Source organism: Neisseria subflava (genome assembly GCF_005221305.1).
In the GTDB taxonomy this organism is placed as follows: domain Bacteria; phylum Pseudomonadota; class Gammaproteobacteria; order Burkholderiales; family Neisseriaceae; genus Neisseria; species Neisseria subflava.
Window position 1 is genome coordinate 344255 of the sequence record NZ_CP039887.1, and the last position, 17305, is coordinate 361559.

At 48.2% G+C, this 17305-nt stretch carries 13 protein-coding genes and 1 pseudogene; 7 read left to right on the forward strand and 7 right to left on the reverse strand.

All coding sequences use genetic code 11. The features are described 5' to 3' along the window. Position 1: 1 nt before the first annotated feature. The gene (locus tag FAH66_RS01710) at positions 2 to 985 is read right to left on the reverse strand and encodes an asparaginase (RefSeq protein ID WP_137040431.1); all 984 of its coding nucleotides are present in this window, start codon (positions 983 to 985) and stop codon (positions 2 to 4) included. Between the two features lie 66 nt (positions 986 to 1051). Next, positions 1052 to 1714, reverse strand: coding sequence for a DedA family protein (locus FAH66_RS01715; RefSeq protein ID WP_070749053.1), 663 nt, complete (start codon positions 1712 to 1714; stop codon positions 1052 to 1054). 249 nt (positions 1715 to 1963) lie between these two features. Here FAH66_RS01715 and ubiD point away from each other — a divergent pair, with 249 nt between their 5' ends. Next, positions 1964 to 3442: a 4-hydroxy-3-polyprenylbenzoate decarboxylase gene (gene ubiD / locus FAH66_RS01720; RefSeq protein WP_137040433.1), complete on the forward strand. Its 1479-nt coding sequence runs from the start codon at positions 1964 to 1966 to the stop codon at positions 3440 to 3442. Positions 3443 to 3709: 267 nt separating this feature from the next. On the opposite strand, the gene FAH66_RS01730 is transcribed toward ubiD, so the two are convergent. From FAH66_RS01730 to nirK, 4 genes are all read right to left on the reverse strand, one after another. Continuing rightward, positions 3710 to 5803, reverse strand: coding sequence for an AsmA family protein (locus FAH66_RS01730; RefSeq protein WP_137040437.1), 2094 nt, complete (start codon positions 5801 to 5803; stop codon positions 3710 to 3712). A 178-nt stretch (positions 5804 to 5981) separates the two neighbouring features. Beyond that, the gene (gene rpsO, locus FAH66_RS01735; RefSeq protein ID WP_003679932.1) at positions 5982 to 6251 is read right to left on the reverse strand and encodes a 30S ribosomal protein S15; all 270 of its coding nucleotides are present in this window, start codon (positions 6249 to 6251) and stop codon (positions 5982 to 5984) included. Between the two features lie 210 nt (positions 6252 to 6461). Next, a complete protein-coding gene (locus FAH66_RS01740; protein WP_137040438.1) occupies positions 6462 to 7217 on the reverse strand; it encodes a formylglycine-generating enzyme family protein in 756 nt (251 codons plus the stop codon). Between the two features lie 268 nt (positions 7218 to 7485). Further along, positions 7486 to 8667, reverse strand: a complete 1182-nt coding sequence (gene nirK / locus FAH66_RS01745) for a copper-containing nitrite reductase (protein WP_137040440.1) — start codon at positions 8665 to 8667, stop codon at positions 7486 to 7488. 400 nt (positions 8668 to 9067) lie between these two features. On the opposite strand from nirK, the gene FAH66_RS01750 reads away from it, so the two are divergent. The 3 genes from FAH66_RS01750 (at position 9068) to FAH66_RS01760 (ending at position 13281) form a co-directional block, all read left to right on the forward strand. Further along, entirely contained in the window at positions 9068 to 11323 is a 2256-nt protein-coding gene (locus tag FAH66_RS01750; protein ID WP_137040442.1) for a nitric-oxide reductase large subunit, read from the forward strand. 95 nt (positions 11324 to 11418) lie between these two features. Then, positions 11419 to 12318 (forward strand): 50S ribosomal protein L3 N(5)-glutamine methyltransferase, encoded by a 900-nt coding sequence (gene prmB, locus FAH66_RS01755; protein ID WP_063076008.1) that lies wholly within the window; start codon positions 11419 to 11421, stop codon positions 12316 to 12318. Between the two features lie 225 nt (positions 12319 to 12543). After that, on the forward strand, positions 12544 to 13281 hold the full coding sequence (locus tag FAH66_RS01760; RefSeq protein WP_137040444.1) for a toxin-antitoxin system YwqK family antitoxin: 738 nt from the start codon (positions 12544 to 12546) through the stop codon (positions 13279 to 13281). A 45-nt stretch (positions 13282 to 13326) separates the two neighbouring features. On the opposite strand, the gene FAH66_RS01765 is transcribed toward FAH66_RS01760, so the two are convergent. After that, the gene (locus FAH66_RS01765) at positions 13327 to 13887 is read right to left on the reverse strand and encodes an adenine phosphoribosyltransferase (protein WP_137040446.1); all 561 of its coding nucleotides are present in this window, start codon (positions 13885 to 13887) and stop codon (positions 13327 to 13329) included. A gap of 168 nt (positions 13888 to 14055) precedes the next feature. On the opposite strand from FAH66_RS01765, the gene gmk reads away from it, so the two are divergent. The 3 genes and pseudogenes from gmk to FAH66_RS01780 all read left to right on the forward strand — a co-directional run bounded on the left by gmk (position 14056) and on the right by FAH66_RS01780 (position 17192). After that, a complete protein-coding gene (gene gmk / locus FAH66_RS01770; protein ID WP_003686079.1) occupies positions 14056 to 14673 on the forward strand; it encodes a guanylate kinase in 618 nt (205 codons plus the stop codon). Between the two features lie 52 nt (positions 14674 to 14725). Next, on the forward strand, positions 14726 to 14932 hold the full coding sequence (gene rpoZ, locus FAH66_RS01775) for a DNA-directed RNA polymerase subunit omega (protein ID WP_070631367.1): 207 nt from the start codon (positions 14726 to 14728) through the stop codon (positions 14930 to 14932). A 104-nt stretch (positions 14933 to 15036) separates the two neighbouring features. Continuing rightward, positions 15037 to 17192 (forward strand): annotated as a pseudogene (locus FAH66_RS01780) (RelA/SpoT family protein). Positions 17193 to 17305: the final 113 nt, after the last annotated feature.

The window sequence follows — 17305 nt, forward strand, 5'->3', positions numbered from 1 at the left end:
TTTACAGCAGATTTAATTGTCGCAATTCTTGTTGCACCTTATCCGCATTCCAGTCATGCGATACGGCAAGGGTCATCAGCGCAGTGGCGGTTTCGAGGTTGCATTTGCCGCCGTTGATGATACCTGCCTGACGCAAAGCATCGCCTTGGGCATAGACTGCGGCGGCGCAACCTTGCGGCACTTGGCTGATGTTGAGCAGTAACTTGCCTTGTTGCGTAAAGGCTTGGACGGCTCGGACAAACGCATCGTCGCTCGGCGCATTGCCGTGGCCGTAGCTTTGCAGTATTAGGGCTTGTGCGGAAAGGTGGGGCAGGCCGTCTGAAAGTTCTTGCGCGGCATAACCGGGAATCAGCGTGCGGACGGAAACTTTTGCTTCGGGGGATGGAAGACGCGGTTTGAGGCCGTCTGAATGTTGGGTCGGGGCGGTACGGATATTGTGCCAACCTTTGTTTTTCTCCCATTCGGCAAGCGCGCCAAAATGCAGGTTGTCAAAACCTGCGGCGGTTTCGGTGCTGACCTTGCTGCTGCCGACGGCTGGGAAGAGCTTGCCGTCAAAGGCAATCGCCACTTGTTTGAGTTTGAGCGAGAAGGCGGAAACGGAGATGGCAAGGTTGCGCGGCGCATCGCTGTTGGCAGCATCGTAAGGCCATTGCGAGCCGGTCAGGATAATAGGTTTGTCCAAACCTTGCAGCGAAAGGGCGAAGAGGTTGGCTGTGTACGCCATGGTATCCGTGCCGTGCAGCACCAAAATGCCGTCATAGTCAGGCAGTTTGGCGATAATAAGCTTCAACCAGTCGCGTTGGTTTTGCAGCGTTACTGCGGAAGAATCGATGAGCGGCTGGCAAACGTGCCATTCGAAATCAAGGCCGTCTGAAAAGGGGGCAAGGGCCTTATCGACGAGGGCGGTGTCGGGACGCAGGCCGGCGCTGCTTTGGGTCATGCCGATGGTGCCACCGGTGTAGAGGACGAAGATTTTTTGTTTCATGGTGTTTCTGATGAATGATTGAGGCCGTCTGAAAGCAAGGAAGTGTTTCAGACGGCCTGGAATGGTTTATTGATTGGTTTGTTTTTTGGCTTTTGCAGCGCGTTTTTCGTGTAATTTTTCACGGAAGAAGGTATGGCGGCGGTGTTTTCTCCACCAAATCCAGCCGACAATGACGGCACCGATGCCCAGTACCGCAAAGATACCGGATTGCAGGCTGTGCATTTTTTTCATCAGCCAGTCGGTATTGCGTGCGCCGTATTCGCCCAGATAAATCCAAACCGGAACGGAAATCAGCGCGGCCAAGCCATCCATCAGGATAAAGCGCAGGTAGGAAACCTTGCGGCTGATGCCGGCGGTTACGAAAACGGCGGTACGCAGGCCGGGCAGGAAACGGGCGACGAATAAAACCCAGTTGCCGTATTTGTCGAATTTTTCCTGTACTTGGGCGTAGCGTTTGGGCGTCATCACGCGCGCAATCGGTTTGAATTTAAGGATTTTTTGCCCCCAAATCCGGCCGGCCGCAAACATAAAGCCATCGCCCGCCAATACGCCGAGCATACCGACAAGAAACATAATATGAGGGTTGGTATAACCCAGGCCGGAAATCACGCCGCCGGTTACCAGTGTCAAATCTTCAGGAATCGGCACGCCAAAGCCGCAAATAACCAAAACGAAAAACACGGCCGCATAGCCGTATTCAACGAAAAAAGATTCTAAAAATGCAAACATGGCCGCTGTCCCACGATAGATATTGATTGATGACTGGATTAAGTTGAAATTTTACCAAAGATAAGGCCGTCTGAAAGCAATCACAAGCAGATATTGTTTAAATTTGACGGTAGTTTGCAAAAAATCTCGAAATTCGGACGTGGAAAGTTGGGATTTGAACAGATTTGGCAGGTACAATAGCCGCTGGTTTATCTTTCAAACCCGAAATGGCAGTCTGTTTTCAGACGGCCTGTTCAGGAAAATGAAATCATGAAATACAGAGATTTGCGAGAATTTATCGCCGGATTGGAAGCTGATGGCAAACTCAAGCGCATTCAGCATCCCGTTTCCCCGCATTTGGAAATGACTGAAATCGCCGACCGTGTGCTGCGCGCCGAAGGGCCGGCGTTGCTGTTTGAAAACCCGATTAAGCCTGACGGTACGCGTTACGATTATCCCGTGTTGGCAAACCTGTTCGGCACGCCCGAACGTGTGGCGATGGGCATGGGTGCGGACAGCGTGTCCAAGCTACGCGAAATCGGGCAGACGCTGGCGTATTTGAAAGAACCCGAACCGCCCAAAGGCATCAAAGACGCGTTTTCCAAACTGCCGCTGCTGAAAGACATTTGGAGCATGGCACCGAACGTGGTGAAAAACGCGCCGTGTCAGGAAATCGTGTGGGAAGGTGAAGACGTTGATTTGTATAAACTCCCGATTCAACATTGCTGGCCGGAAGACGTTGCGCCGCTGGTAACGTGGGGCTTGACCGTCACGCGCGGTCCGCACAAAAAACGCCAAAACTTAGGCATTTACCGCCAACAACTAATCGGCAAAAACAAGCTGATTATGCGTTGGCTGTCGCATCGCGGCGGCGCGCTGGATTATCAGGAATTCCGCAAACTCAATCCCAATACGCCGTATCCCGTCGCCGTCGTGCTTGGCTGCGACCCCGCCACCATTTTAGGCGCGGTAACGCCCGTTCCCGATACCTTGAGCGAATACCAGTTTGCCGGACTGCTGCGCGGTTCGCGGACGGAACTGGTGAAATGTATCGGCAACGATTTACAAGTGCCTGCCCGTGCCGAAATCGTACTGGAAGGCGTCATCCATCCGAACGAAACTGCGTTGGAAGGCCCATACGGCGACCACACGGGCTATTACAACGAGCAAGACCATTTCCCCGTGTTTACGGTCGAGCGCATCACCATGCACGAAAACCCGATTTACCATTCCACCTACACAGGCAAACCGCCCGATGAACCCGCCGTTTTGGGTGTGGCGTTGAACGAAGTGTTCGTACCGCTTTTGCAAAAGCAGTTCCCCGAAATCACCGATTTCTACCTGCCGCCCGAAGGCTGCTCCTACCGCATGGCGGTGGTCAGCATGAAAAAACAGTACGCCGGCCACGCCAAGCGCGTGATGATGGGTTGCTGGTCGTTCCTGCGCCAATTTATGTACACCAAATTCATCATCGTGGTCGATGACGATGTGAACGTGCGCGACTGGAAAGAAGTCATCTGGGCCGTAACCACGCGCATGGACCCCGTGCGCGACACCGTTTTGGTGGAAAACACGCCCATCGACTATCTCGACTTCGCCAGCCCGGTCAGCGGACTCGGCGGCAAAATGGGTTTGGATGCGACCAACAAATGGCCGGGTGAAACCGACCGCGAATGGGGTCGTGTGATCAAAAAAGACCCTGCCGTTACAGCTAAAATCGATGAGATTTGGGAGCGTTTGGGTTTGTAGATGTCAGATTTATTGGAATTTCTACTTCAAATATTGATGGAAATGATTGGGTCTATGTTTGAGGGTATGGTAGAAATATTGAGGCTCGATTGGAGAAAAAGAAAACTCTCCAAAAAAAGCTTGATAATGTTGGCGATATGATTTGCCATCATTGTTGCACTGATTGTGTATATGGTCATTCCTCAGTAAACATCTTATTCTGACAAGGCATCTGTTAAAAGGCCGTCTGAAACTTTTGGGGTTTCAGACGGCCTTTGATTTGAAAACCTAGCGCGGTTTGAGCCACTTCCATTGTTCTTGTATGGTTTCTTGCAGGGCTTTTTGTTTTTCTGCAGGCGTGTTCATACCATTGGTCAAGCGGCTGTAATCAAGGGTAATGGAAGGGTTTTGTACGGTTCCGCCGATTTTTAGGGGAATCGGTTTGTTTTTAGGTTGCAGAACGTTGCTGATAAGCAGGTTTTCCGATAGCTTTTGGGTATTCAAATCGGTATAGCCGCTGCTGACAACGTGCAGACTGTCGGAAAACAGTTCGGTGTTGATGTGATGGCTGATGCCTTTCTCGATTTCGCTATTGAGGGTGAAATGATGGAAAGGGGTTTTGAGGTTGCTGTTGTCGATTTTTTCCGAAGAGATGCCGTTTTTCAGAATGCTGTCCATATCAATGCCGTGCCATGCACCGTTGGTAATATCGAGGAGCAGGCTGCCGTTTAGGGCTTGTATCATTTGGGCGCGGTTGTTGCCGGTGGTTTTAATGTCGATAACGGCGTCGCCGCTGCCGCTGAAGCTGTGGAAACCGAACAGGTCTTGCAGCAGCGGTTGAATCTGTATGCCTTTTGCGTTTTGCTGAAGGTGGTAGGAGGCAGGTTGCGTCGCTGCAATACTCAGGCCGCCCTCGGTTTTGCCGCCATAAAGCCCGGCTTTGAAACGGTGCAGGGCGATATGTTCTTTATCGGCGGTAAGCAGGAATTCGATGTTTTCTAATTGCAGGCCGGCAGTTTGAATGCTGCCGATTTGGAGGTTGGCCTCAATGTCGGGCAACCAGGATTTGGCCAGCAGGGAAGGAAGGTTTAGTGATGGCTGGGTTTTCAGATCTTCCAAGTAAGGAGTCAGATTGAGTTTTTGTAAGGCGATACCGGCGTCAAGGTGCGGACGAGGTTGGGCATCGCGTTGGTATTTAAAGGCCAAGGCGAGGGCTTGTCTGTCAAATGCGCCTTTCAGACGGCCTTCCCATGTATTGAGGCTGAAATTGGCCTGTCCTTCGAGTGTACTGATAAATCGGGGGCGGGGAAGACGGTTGATGGTGTCTTGCAGGGTGCTGAGGTGCAGTTTGGGTGCATCGATGCCTTTGCCTTTTTGCCAAACCAACGGGCTGGAAAAGGTAAAGTTGGTTTGGAGGCGGTCGTTTTTATGGCTGCCTTTGAGTTCAAAATTGGCGGCGGTCAAAACGGTTGGATAGAGGTTGGCTTTGTCCAGTTTGAATGAACCGTCCCATTGGTTGTTTTCACTGCCGGCGGTCAATGCGCCGTTGAGTGTGTTGAGGTGCAAATAACCGTTTTTGAATTGCAAGAGGGGCGAACGTGCGTTGATATGCAAGTTTTGATAGTCGCTTTCGGCTTGCAGATTGAAGTCGCGGAAAAGGGCGGTTTGGTTTTGCCAATTAAGGCTGCCTGCGATTTGGGCATCCAGCTTGTTTTTGAGCAATACGGTTTGCAGGTTTAATTTGAGGGCGGGAACGCTCCAGCCGGCATCATCTTGTACAAGATGTCCAATGCCTTGCCAACTGATGGGGTTGCCTATGTTTTGCAGTGTGCCGCTGATATCGAATGGACGGCCGTCTGAATCGGCTCTGCGCAGGGAAAATTGCAGATCGTTTAAGACAATATCTTGCTCTTTATTGTGATAGCGTATGCTGCCGCTATTGATGATGATGCGGTTGAGCTGGAAGCTTTCTTTTGATGCATGGTTTTGTTGCAGGCAGGCAGGCAGGTGGTTTTTGGGACCCAGCGTCAGCGACGGATTGGAAAGAATCCATTTTTCAAGAATGGGGGCGTCTGACCATAGGCTGCTCCAGCCAAAGCCCATTTTGGACTCGGCAATGTTCAGCGTCGGCGTATCGGGTTCGGAAGATGAAAGGCTGAGGTCTTTTAAAATAAGCGTAGGGCGCGGCAGCCATTTTCTGCTGATATTGGCGTTGTATTTGACTTGGCAGCCATGGGCGGAAAAGTTTTTCTGTATGAATGCGTCGATGTTTTCTGTATTGAATATGCGGAACATTAAGGCACTCAATACCGCTGCAAGGCATAAAAGCACGGCGATGCTGAAAACCAGGGTTTTCAGCCAAAATTTTCCTGAGTGCAACATGGAATGAACAGACAATTCAGATTCTCGCTTTGATGGGAGCTTTAAGGAGTGATTGGAAGTTTAAGCCTTGCTGTTTAAGCGTGTGGAAGTATAACACAGAGCGTGGGCCTGTGTTTCAGACGGCATCGGTATGTCAATAAAAAACACCGCCCGAAGGCGGTGTTGATTTAAGCATAAATTATTTACGCAGACCCAGGCGGGTAATCAGTGTACGGTAAGTATCAGGCTGAGTACGACGCAGGTAAGACAACAGGCGACGACGTTGGCTAACCATTTTCAACAGGCCGCGACGGCTGTGGTGGTCTTTAGGGTTGGCTTTGAAGTGAGGAGTCAGGTCGTTGATGCGGAAAGTCAACAGAGCGACTTGTACTTCAGAAGAGCCGGTATCGCCTTCTTTGCGTTGGAAATCTTTAACAATTTGTGCTTTTTGTTCTACGGTCAATGCCATGATGGATAACTCCGAAAATAAAAGAACCTTTTCAGGTTCGGACAAGTTTGCCAAGCCGAACGACCTAAGCAAACTCCTAAGTGCCTTTTTATAAGGACGTGCGGATTATGCCACAATTTGTCTTGGTATGCCACATCTTTTCAGACGGCCAAAAAAAGCGGCGATACCTTTCAGTACCGCCAAAGCTGCTTTGGTGATAAAAACTAAACTTTATTTGCTCGCGCAACGGAAGCCCAAGTTATTTAAAACATATTTGGATTGCAGGCTGGTGCGGATGCCGTAGCGTAAGAATGCCGCATAGTTGGACGGATCGCTTGAGCCCACGGATGCGCCGCTACAGAACATTTGTGTGTTGGACGAGCCGGCAGAGAGTTGGCTGCTGTTGAAGTCTTCAGTCCATTCCCAAATCAGGCCGTGCATATCGTATACGCCCCAATAGTTGGGTTTGTTTTTACCGATGTCGTGCAGACCGTTGCGACCGCCGTCTGCATACCAGTCTAAGATGGTGCGGTTGTAGCCAGGCTCGGAAGAGCCGTCTTTTTGAGTGGCAGAAGCCAAGCCTGCAAATTCCCATTCGTCAATAGTTGGCAGACGTTTACCTTTGGAAACGCAGTAGGCATTTGCGGCAAACCATGAAACATTGGTTACCGGATGTTTGAGTTCGCTGGCTTTAGGTGCAAAACTGTTGCTGCCGTTTTTCACCCAATGTTTCAGGTAAGCTTTTTCAGCATGTTTGGAATTGATTTTACCTTTTTGCCATTGCGGATGTGTGTTCACAAATTCGGCAAATTCGGCATTGGTAACCGGATATTTGTCAAGCTGGAAGGGTTTGACTTTAATAAGGGAAGTTTCTTTTTTGAGATAGAGAGGACGATAGCTGCCTCCTTCGATTTTTACCATTTCGGCCGCCGCTGCACTGCCGCTTGCGACAAGGGTAAATAGGGCGATGAGTGGTATGAGTTTCATAACGGGCTTTCTAATCTGAATACGGGGATTATTAGGCTTTGATTATATAGCGAAACCGGATAAAAATCCTGAGAAGCCTTCTGATTATTGTGCTTTTGGCTTGTCGGGTTCGTGAATGCTTGAAACCGGTTTTCCAGACGACCTTCGATGCTTGAGAGGTCGTCTGAAAAACCAATCTTTTGATTGGTCGTGGAAGAAAGCCACTGTTGTCCTTGCATCAGCCGGAACAGCAGTGGCTTTTTTCTGTTTCTATGCCGAGATGACTGGATTAGTAGCCGCCTTTATCTGCAGATGCTGCGGAAGCAGGCGCTGCTGCGGAAGCAGCTGCTGGAGCAGAAGCGGCAGCACCGGCAGGTTGGTAAACGGTGTCGCTCAGTTTTTTGGTCATGATTTCAGGGTTTTCATCACCTTCAACTTTCAATTGACCCAAAGCACCTTTGTTGAACGCACGGAAGATAGAGTGGTCAACCAAAGTATAGCTGCCCGGGATGTCGGCTTTAAATTCGATAATCGCTGCACCACCGGCAGGAATCAGGGTACTTTGTACGTTTTCGTTGATCAGTTTGCCAGCTTCTACGTAAACTTTGTCGAAGATCTCACCGATAACGTGGAAGGAAGATACCAAGTTAGGACCACCGTTACCAACGTACATACGAACGGTTTCACCAGCTTTAGCTTTCAGAGCGTTGTCGCCGGCGATAGAGCCTACGTGACCGTTGAATACAACGTATTCAGGTTGTTCAGCAATCGCTTTATCCATATCGAAAGGTTGCAGGCCTTGAGCGCCTTTTTTACCTTTAGTATAGAAGTCGCCTTGTACGATGTAGAACTCTTTATCTACTTTAGGCAGGCCTTCTTTAGGTTCAACCAAGATCAAACCGTACATACCGTTGGCGATGTGCATACCTACAGGAGCAACGGCACAGTGGTAGATGTACAAACCAGCTTGCAGTGCTTTAAAGCTGAAGGTAGAAGTGTGGCCAGGAGCAGTAAAGGTAGCTTCTGCACCACCGCCTTGACCGGTTGCAGCGTGGAAGTCAACGTTGTGAGGAACGGTAGAAGAAGGATTGTTAGAGAATTCAACTTCTACGGTATCGCCTTCGCGTACACGAATCATTTGGCCCGGAACGTCGCCGTTGAATGTCCAGTAGTGGTATTCAACACCGTCTTCCATGGTCATGGTTTTTTCGACGGTTTCCATTTTAACGCGTACTTTAGCCGGATGATCGCGATCAGTTGGAGGTGGAACTTCCGGAGCGTGAGTTACGATAGCATCGATCACAGGCAGTTCTGAAGAAGGAGTCTCGGCAGCAGCTTGTGAGTTGGAAGCGGCAGGAGCTTCAGCAGAAGCGGTAGCAGCTGGAGTTTCAGCAGGTTTAGCAGCTTGCTCGCCGCATGCGGCCAGTGCAAATACAGAAGCGATAAGTGCGGCTAAGGTTTGGCGTTTCATGTTTAAAGTTTCCTTATAGTAAGAAAAGTAAGAATCCTGATAGGATGGTTTGAAATTTTGTATGATTATGTAGGCGCTTGTTTGGTCATATTTTGATGTAAATCAAATTGTTCAGGGAATATGAATCTTTTAATCCCTAAATACTCCTTTAGAAGTATAAAAAAATACATCGAAAAGTTTATTTTTGTGTGAAAATGTTAGCGAAAACTTAACACAAATACGATAAAGGAGGGTTTGTATAGGAAAATGGGAATCAATATCATATAAGTTAATGGTTTTAAAGGAATATTATTGACAAAATATTTCTTTACTTATTAAACCGTGATACAATCTTTAACATTCATATTTGATGAATTAATACCACCCAACCACTTTTTACCAAAATTAAGGAGTACTTAAAATGGGACAGTACAAGAAGCTTTGGTACTTGCTGTTTGCCGTGCTGGCAGTATGCTTTACCATTCTTGGTTATATGGGTAGCGAAGTCTATAAAAAGGCTCCGCCATACCCTGAACAAGTCGTTTCTGCATCCGGCAAAGTCCTGATGACCAAAGACGATATTTTGGCAGGTCAATCTGCATGGCAAACTATCGGCGGTATGGAAGTCGGCTCTGTATTGGGGCACGGTGCATACCAAGCTCCGGACTGGACTGCCGACTGGCTGCACCGCGAGCTGGTTGCATGGTTGGATCTGACTGCGCAAGAAACTTACGGCAAAAAATTTGACGAAGTTTCTCCTGAAGAACAAGCTGTTCTGAAAACCCGTTTGGCTGACGAATACCGCAACCAAAGCCGTGTTAAGGAAGACGGTTCTGTCGTTGTCAGTGAAACCCGCGTGAAAGCGATCGAAAGCATCCTGCCTTACTACCACGGTGTGTACAGCGACGATCCTAAGTTCCAAACCACTCGCGAACACTTTGCAATGAAAAACAACACATTGCCAAGCCAAGAAGCGCGTGAAAAACTGTTCAACTTCTTCTTCTGGACTTCTTGGTCTGCTTCGACCAACCGTCCTGACGAGAATTTCACTTACACCAACAACTGGCCTCACGAGCCTTTGATCAACAACGTACCGACTACTGAAAACTACATGTGGTCTTTCACCAGCGTGGTATTGTTGCTGATGGGTATCGGCTTGCTGATGTGGGGTTACTCTTTCTTGACTAAGCATGAAGAGGTTGAAGTACCTACTGAAGATCCTATCTCTAAAGTACAACTGACTCCTTCTCAAAAAGCGTTAGGCAAATATGTATTCCTGACTGTTGCGCTGTTTGTCGTACAAGTACTGTTGGGTGGTTTGACCGCTCACTATACTGTTGAAGGTCAAGGCTTCTACGGTATCGATACCGCACTGGGCTTTGAAATGGCCGATTGGTTCCCATATGCATTGACTCGTACTTGGCACATCCAATCCGCTATTTTCTGGATTGCAACCGGCTTCCTGACAGCAGGTCTGTTCTTGGCTCCGATTGTGAACGGCGGTAAAGATCCTAAATTCCAACGTGCCGGTGTGAACTTCCTGTACATTGCCCTGTTCATCGTAGTCGGCGGTTCTTACGCAGGTAACTTCTTTGCTTTGACTCACATCATTCCACCTGAACTGAACTTCTGGTTCGGCCACCAAGGTTACGAATACTTGGATTTGGGTCGTTTCTGGCAACTTCTGCTGATGGTCGGCTTGCTGTTGTGGCTGTTCCTGATGTTGCGTTGCACCGTCTCTGCCTTTAAAGAAAAAGGTACAGATAAAAACCTGTTGGCTATCTTCGTAGCTTCTATGGTCGGTGTGGGTGTGTTCTACGCTCCTGGCTTGTTCTACGGTGAGAAATCTCCAATCGCCGTAATGGAATACTGGCGTTGGTGGGTGGTTCACCTGTGGGTAGAAGGCTTCTTCGAAGTATTCGCTACTGCCGCTTTCGCATTCATCTTCTACAACATGGGCTTTGTCCGCCGTAGTACCGCTACTGCTTCTACTCTGGCTGCTGCCGCCATCTTCATGTTGGGCGGTATCCCAGGTACATTGCACCACTTGTACTTCTCCGGCTCTACCTCTGCTTCTATGGCAATCGGTGCATGTTTCTCCGCTTTGGAAGTTGTGCCTTTGGTTCTGCTGGGTCGTGAAGCTTACGAACACTGGTCTTACCAACACCTGTCCGACTGGGCGAAACGTCTGCGTTGGCCTCTGATGTGCTTCGTAGCAGTTGCCTTCTGGAACATGATCGGTGCCGGCGTATTCGGCTTCCTGATTAACCCGCCGATTTCCCTGTTCTACATCCAAGGTCTGAACACTACTGCAGTTCACGCTCACGCGGCTCTGTTCGGTGTGTATGGTTTCTTGGCTCTGGGCTTCGTATTGCTGGTTGCACGCTACCTGAAACCTAATGTTCAATTTGACGACAAATTGATGACTTGGGGCTTCTGGCTGCTGAACGGCGGTCTGGTGGGTATGATTGCCATCAGCCTGTTGCCGGTCGGCGTGATTCAAGCTTACGCTTCTATCACTCATGGTCTGTGGTATGCACGTAGCGAAGAGTTCCTGCAAATGGAAATCCTGGATACCCTGCGTTGGGTTCGTACCGCTGCTGACTTGATCTTCATCGGTGGTGCTGTCTGCGTTGCTATCCAAGCTACCAAAATTGTATTCAGCCGCGATAAATAATCTTAAGCTGAATTAAATCGAAGGCCGTCTGAAAAGTTTTCAGACGGCCTTTCTGTTATAATTTCAACATTCTTAAATTGACAAGACAAAACATTATGTTCAACCAAGCTGCTCAAGAGCTGACCACTGTTCGCGATTTATTGCGTTTCGCCGTCAGCCGTTTTAATGATGCCGGACTGTTTTTCGGACACGGAAGTGATAATGCCCATGACGAGGCGGCCTATCTGATTTTGCACACTTTGAACCTGCCTTTGGATACGTTGGAGCCTTATTTGGATGCCAAATTGTTGCAAAGTGAGAAGGAGGAAGTGTTGTCGATTATCGAACGTCGCGCAGTTGAGCATATTCCTGCCGCATATCTGACGCATCAGGCATGGCAGGGCGAGTTTGATTTTTATGTCGATGAGCGCGTTATTGTGCCTCGTTCTTTTATTTACGAATTGCTTGGTGATGGTATCCGTCCTTGGATTGAACATGATGAGTTGGTGCATCGAGCTTTAGATTTGTGTACCGGTAGCGGCTGTTTGGCCATTCAAATGGCGCATCACTATCCCGACGCACAAATCGATGCCGTTGATTTAAGCTTGGATGCGCTGGAAGTGGCCGCCATCAATATCGAAGATTATGGCTTGGAAGACCGCATCAGCTTGGTGCATACCGATTTGTTTGAAGGTTTGGATGAAACCTACGACTTAATTGTTTCCAATCCGCCTTATGTTGATGCGGAATCTGTGGAGGCGTTGCCTGATGAATACCTGCATGAGCCGGAATTGGCTTTGGGTAGTGGCGAAGATGGTTTGGACGCTACACGTCAAATCATTCTGCAAGCGGCAAAATATCTGAATCCGAAAGGTGTATTGTTGGTTGAAATCGGTCACAACCGTGAAGTATTGGAGGCTGCTTATCCTGAATTACCGTTTACTTGGTTGGAAACCAGCGGTGGCGATGGGTTTGTATTCCTGTTGACCCGCGAGCAATTATTGGGTGAAGAATAGATTATTTTGATATAAATAAAACAAAGGCCGTCTGAAAAAGTTTCAGACGGCCTTTGTTTCATAAAATTTTTAATATTTTAAGAAAATACAAATGCCTATGGTATGCTGAATATGAAATCCAAGCAGGCTTTGAAACTATGGCTTATAATATTTGTCATAGTTTCTAATGTCAGTGGATTTTTATTGCTAACTTTTTGTAGAACATATACTGCCAAACTCCATATTATGAATAATTATTTAAAATCAGGCCTGTTGGCTGCTGCCTTGTTCAGCATGCCCGTTGCCGCCTTTGCCCAGCAACATACCGTTTATTTCAATCAAAACGGTAAACTGACGGCGACCATGCCTTCGGTTGCTTATGTCCGCCAATACAAGATTGAGGCAGGCAAGGCGCAGGTGCAGGATTTTTACTATCCATCGATGAAAAAATATTCTGATCCTTATGAAGTACCTGCCAGTCAGATTAAGGTTTTTGTGCCGGCGTTGGGTAATGGTACGCTGACCCTGTGGCATTTCAACGGTCAGAAAAAGATGGTCGGCAGCTATCGCAACGGCAAACCTCATGGCGAATGGGTCAACTGGTATCCAAACGGCAAAAAATCTGCGGTGATGCCTTATCAAAATGGTCTGAGCGAGGGCGTGGGTTCCCGCTATTACCGAAATGGTGTGAAAGAAAGCGAAATCCAATTTAAGCACGATAAGGCCAATGGTTATTGGAAACAATGGTATTCAGACGGCAGCCCGAAAACCGAAATGATGATGAGCAATGACAAACCGACGGAGATTATCAGTTGGGATGAAAATGGCCGCATCGTGTCTGAATTGAGTATTCGCAACGGTAAACGCAGCGGCATTATTTTGGATTGGTATGATGATGGTGCGAAGAAATCCGAGTTGGTTTATAAAGACGACCAGTTGGTGAAAAAAACTTTCTGGGATACGGACGGATACGTTCTCGAATGATTTTGACAATAAAAAACCGCAGGCTGATCAGCTTGCGGTTTTTTATTACATACAGCCTTTGTTTTGGCATAGGGTAAATAACGGTGCGCCGCTTTCACGGATTTTTTTGCCGCCGTCCAAGTCGGTAAATTCTAAAATGGCAGCCGCTTCGATTACTTCGCCGCCCAGTTTTCGGATCAGCTCGACACCTGCCAGCATTGTGCCGCCGGTTGCCACCAAATCATCTACCAACAAAACGCGTGCGCCCGGCTTGATGGCGTCGGTATGGATTTCTACCGTTGCTTCGCCATATTCCAAAGCATAACTTTGAGAAACCGTATCAAACGGTAGTTTGCCTTTTTTGCGGATGGGGACAAAGCCGACGTTCAGCTGATAGGCCAAAGCCGCACCAATGATGAAGCCGCGCGCATCCAAGCCTGCCACGACATCAACTTTTTGCCCCATATAGCGGTAAACCAGTAAATCGACCAGCAGGCGGAAATATTCTGCGCTTTGCAAAACGGGAGTAATGTCATGAAACAAAATCCCTTTTTGCGGCCAGTTTTTAATTTTACGGATTTTGTCCGCCAAAGCTTCTACGCCCATTACTTCAGGATGAATCAACATCTCGACATTCCGAAATCAAAAAGTTTTTAACACGATATTGTAGCGGTCATATGCGGACTTGCCAAATTAATCGATACAATAGCCAAATTTTGCAACATGCCGTCTGAAATTCCGAGAAACATTGTGTTGTGTTATAATTTACAGGTACATACCATCGGCTGAACCACCATGCAAAATCATAAAAAAGGCAATATTTACATCATTTCTGCCGCTTCCGGAACAGGTAAAACGACCTTGGTGTCGCGCCTGTTGAAAAATCATGACGACATCCGTGTTTCTATTTCTCATACCACACGTCAGCCGCGAGAGGGTGAGGCACATGGTGTGCATTACCACTTTGTTCCCAAAGAAGAATTTGAATCACTGATTGAGCAAAGAGCCTTTTTGGAACACGCCAATGTGTTCGGCAATTATTACGGCACCAGCATCGCCGGCGTGAATTCGTTAAGCGAAGAGGGCTATGACGTAATTTTGGAAATTGATGTGCAAGGTGCGGCGCAAGTGCGTAAATCGTTGCCTGAAGCCAGCAGTATTTTTATCCTGCCGCCTTCCTTTGAGGTATTGGCGCAACGTTTGATCGGCCGTGGTACAGACAGCGAAGAAGTTATTCAGACACGTCTTTCAAAAGCCCGTCATGAGATTGAGCAATCCGTTTTGTTCGATTACGTTGTCGTGAATGACGATTTGGATCGTGCCGAAGCCGATTTGTTCCACATTATTAAAGCAGGCCGTCTGAAAAAATCCTCTCAACAGGGATTTATCTCAAACCTGTTGGAAAATTCCTAAAAAACAGCGAAAATAACCGTTTATTTGAAACATAGAAAGAAAGCAAGCAAACATGGCCCGTATTACTACTGAAGACTGCACAGGTAAAATCCCTAACCACTTCGACCTTACCCTCGTTGCCGCCCGTCGCGCACGCCAATTAGAAAACGGCAATACGCCTTTGGTTGACGACATCCGCAACAATAAACCAACCGTAACCGCCCTGCGCGAAATCGCTGCTGGACAAATCGGAATCGAGCTGCTGACCCGCAACAAATAAACCAACCGGCAAACCGATAAAACCGCCGCGCGGACTGTATCGGTGCGATATCACAACCGATACAGTCTGACGGCTTAAAAATAGCCATAAAAGGCCGTCTGAAAATGCCAGCCCCACTGCCTACCGCCCCCTATGATCCGTTGACAGCAGAAGCGCGCGAGCTTCTGTTTCGCACCGCATCCTATCTCAATACCAACGAGCAGGCCGAGCTTGAAAGAGCCGTTGCCTACGCTTTCCACGCCCATGACGGACAAACCCGTAAAAGCGGCGAACCCTACATCACCCATCCCCTTGCCGTTGCCACGCAGCTTGCGATTTGGCACATGGATGTTCAAGGCCTTTGCGCGGGCGTTATGCACGATGTATTGGAAGATACGGGCGTGACCAAAGTCGAAATGGCGGCAGAATTCGGCGATACCATTGCCGAAATGGTAGACGGCCTCTCCAAACTGGAAAAACTCAAATTTGAAGATCATGCCGAGCATCAGGCGGAAAGTTTCCGCAAGCTTATCCTCGCCATGACTAAAGATGTGCGTGTCATCGTCGTCAAACTTGCCGACCGATTGCACAATATGCGCACCCTTGGCTCTATGCGTCCGGAAAAACGCCGCCGCATCGCCAAAGAAACCCTCGAAATCTATGCTCAAATCGCCAACCGCATTGGCCTGAACAATGCATATCAAGAACTTCAAGACCTATCGTTCCAAAACCTCCACCCAAGACGCTACGAAACCCTGAAAAAAGCCATGAACAACAGCCGCAAAAATCGCCGCGATGTTGTCGGCAAAGTGTTGCGTGCATTTGGTCAGCGTTTGGTCGGTGTCAATATTGAAGCCAAAATCAAAGGCCGCGAGAAAAACTTATACGGCATCCATCAAAAAATGCTGGCCAAAAAGCTGCGTTTTGCAGAAGTGATGGATATTTACGGCTTTCGGGTCATTGTAAACAGCATTCCTGCCTGTTATGCCGCGTTGGGCGCATTGCATAATTTATACCATCCCAAGCCTGGCCGTTTTAAAGACTATATTGCCATTCCGAAAAGCAATGGTTATCAAAGCCTGCACACGACCTTGGTCGGCCCTTACGGTTTGCCGATCGAAGTGCAAATCCGTACGCGTGAAATGGATGCTGTGGCTGAGGGAGGTATTGCCGGCCATTGGATTTACAAATCCGGTGAAAATACTCCGGATCAAGCCGTCCTCCATACCAACCAATGGCTCAAAAACATCCTTGATTTGCAAGCCAGCAGCGCGAACGCCATCGAATTCCTTGAGCACGTCAAAGTCGATCTGTTCCCCAACGAAGTCTATATCCTGACGCCCAAAGGCAAAATCCTCACCCTGCCTAAGGGTTCGACGCCGATTGACTTTGCCTATGCCGTTCACACCAATATCGGTCATAAAACCGTTGCCGCGCGTATCAATAACGTCATGATGCCGTTGCGTACCAAGCTGAAAACCGGCGATACGGTAGAAATCATTACTTCCGAGCATGCCAAGCCTAATGTAGCATGGCTGAACTTTGCCGTTTCCAGCCGTGCGCGCAGCGCCATCCGCCAATACATTAAAAATCTGAATCGTCACGATGCCGTTGTTTTGGGTGAGAACCTGCTGCAAAAAGCTTTATCCAGCCTGTTGCCTAAAGACATCCTGCTTTCAGACGACCTCAAGGAAAAATACCTTGCCGATTTGAATACCAAACAAACATCGTTTGAAGAGGTTCTCTACAATGTCGGTATGGGGCATACTTTGCCGGTACACGTTGCCATGCACATTGCCGAGTTGGCAGGCCAACATTTTGGCAGCACGGTCAGACTCAGCCCGATCAAAGTCAACGATCAAGAAACCGGCCGGATTCATTTTGCCGAATGTTGCCATCCGATTCCAGGCGATGCGATCCGCGCCTTATTGGTCAAAGACAAGGGTATGATTATCCACCGAGATACTTGTCAAACTTTGGTCAAAGCCGATCCGGAAGAGCAACTCGATGCGGGCTGGGACAGTTTGCGCAATCAAACGTACCGCACCATTCTCAATGTCAAATCTGAAGATGCGCATGGTTTGCTGGCTTCAATGGCGCAAGCGATTTCCAATTCCGGTGCGGATATCGAATCTGTGGATACGCCAACCAAAGCGCAAGCAGGAACGGAAGGTTTGTAGAATTTAAATTCACAATTAAAGTCAAAGACTTGGATCAGGTTAATCAGATTATTCATGCAATGCATGCCAATCCGAATATCCGCAAAGTGATTCGAGGATAATCTTGTTATAAGCAAAGGCCGTCTGAAAGTGTGTTCAGACGGCCTTTTTGATGCTTACAAATAAAAGCTGTTGGCTTTTTTATAAGAGGGTTTATGGCTTTTTTGTAATTAGA

Bases quoted from the DNA above. Each gene is read 5' to 3' on its own strand.
- FAH66_RS01710 (WP_137040431.1), bottom strand. From the start codon at position 985: ATGAAACAAAAAATCTTCGTCCTCTACACCGGTGGCACCATCGGCATG.
- FAH66_RS01715 (WP_070749053.1), bottom strand. From the start codon at position 1,714: ATGTTTGCATTTTTAGAATCTTTTTTCGTTGAATACGGCTATGCGGCC.
- ubiD (WP_137040433.1), top strand. From the start codon at position 1,964: ATGAAATACAGAGATTTGCGAGAATTTATCGCCGGATTGGAAGCTGAT.
- FAH66_RS01730 (WP_137040437.1), bottom strand. From the start codon at position 5,803: ATGTTGCACTCAGGAAAATTTTGGCTGAAAACCCTGGTTTTCAGCATC.
- rpsO (WP_003679932.1), bottom strand. From the start codon at position 6,251: ATGGCATTGACCGTAGAACAAAAAGCACAAATTGTTAAAGATTTCCAA.
- FAH66_RS01740 (WP_137040438.1), bottom strand. From the start codon at position 7,217: ATGAAACTCATACCACTCATCGCCCTATTTACCCTTGTCGCAAGCGGC.
- nirK (WP_137040440.1), bottom strand. From the start codon at position 8,667: ATGAAACGCCAAACCTTAGCCGCACTTATCGCTTCTGTATTTGCACTG.
- FAH66_RS01750 (WP_137040442.1), top strand. From the start codon at position 9,068: ATGGGACAGTACAAGAAGCTTTGGTACTTGCTGTTTGCCGTGCTGGCA.
- prmB (WP_063076008.1), top strand. From the start codon at position 11,419: ATGTTCAACCAAGCTGCTCAAGAGCTGACCACTGTTCGCGATTTATTG.
- FAH66_RS01760 (WP_137040444.1), top strand. From the start codon at position 12,544: ATGAATAATTATTTAAAATCAGGCCTGTTGGCTGCTGCCTTGTTCAGC.
- FAH66_RS01765 (WP_137040446.1), bottom strand. From the start codon at position 13,887: ATGTTGATTCATCCTGAAGTAATGGGCGTAGAAGCTTTGGCGGACAAA.
- gmk (WP_003686079.1), top strand. From the start codon at position 14,056: ATGCAAAATCATAAAAAAGGCAATATTTACATCATTTCTGCCGCTTCC.
- rpoZ (WP_070631367.1), top strand. From the start codon at position 14,726: ATGGCCCGTATTACTACTGAAGACTGCACAGGTAAAATCCCTAACCAC.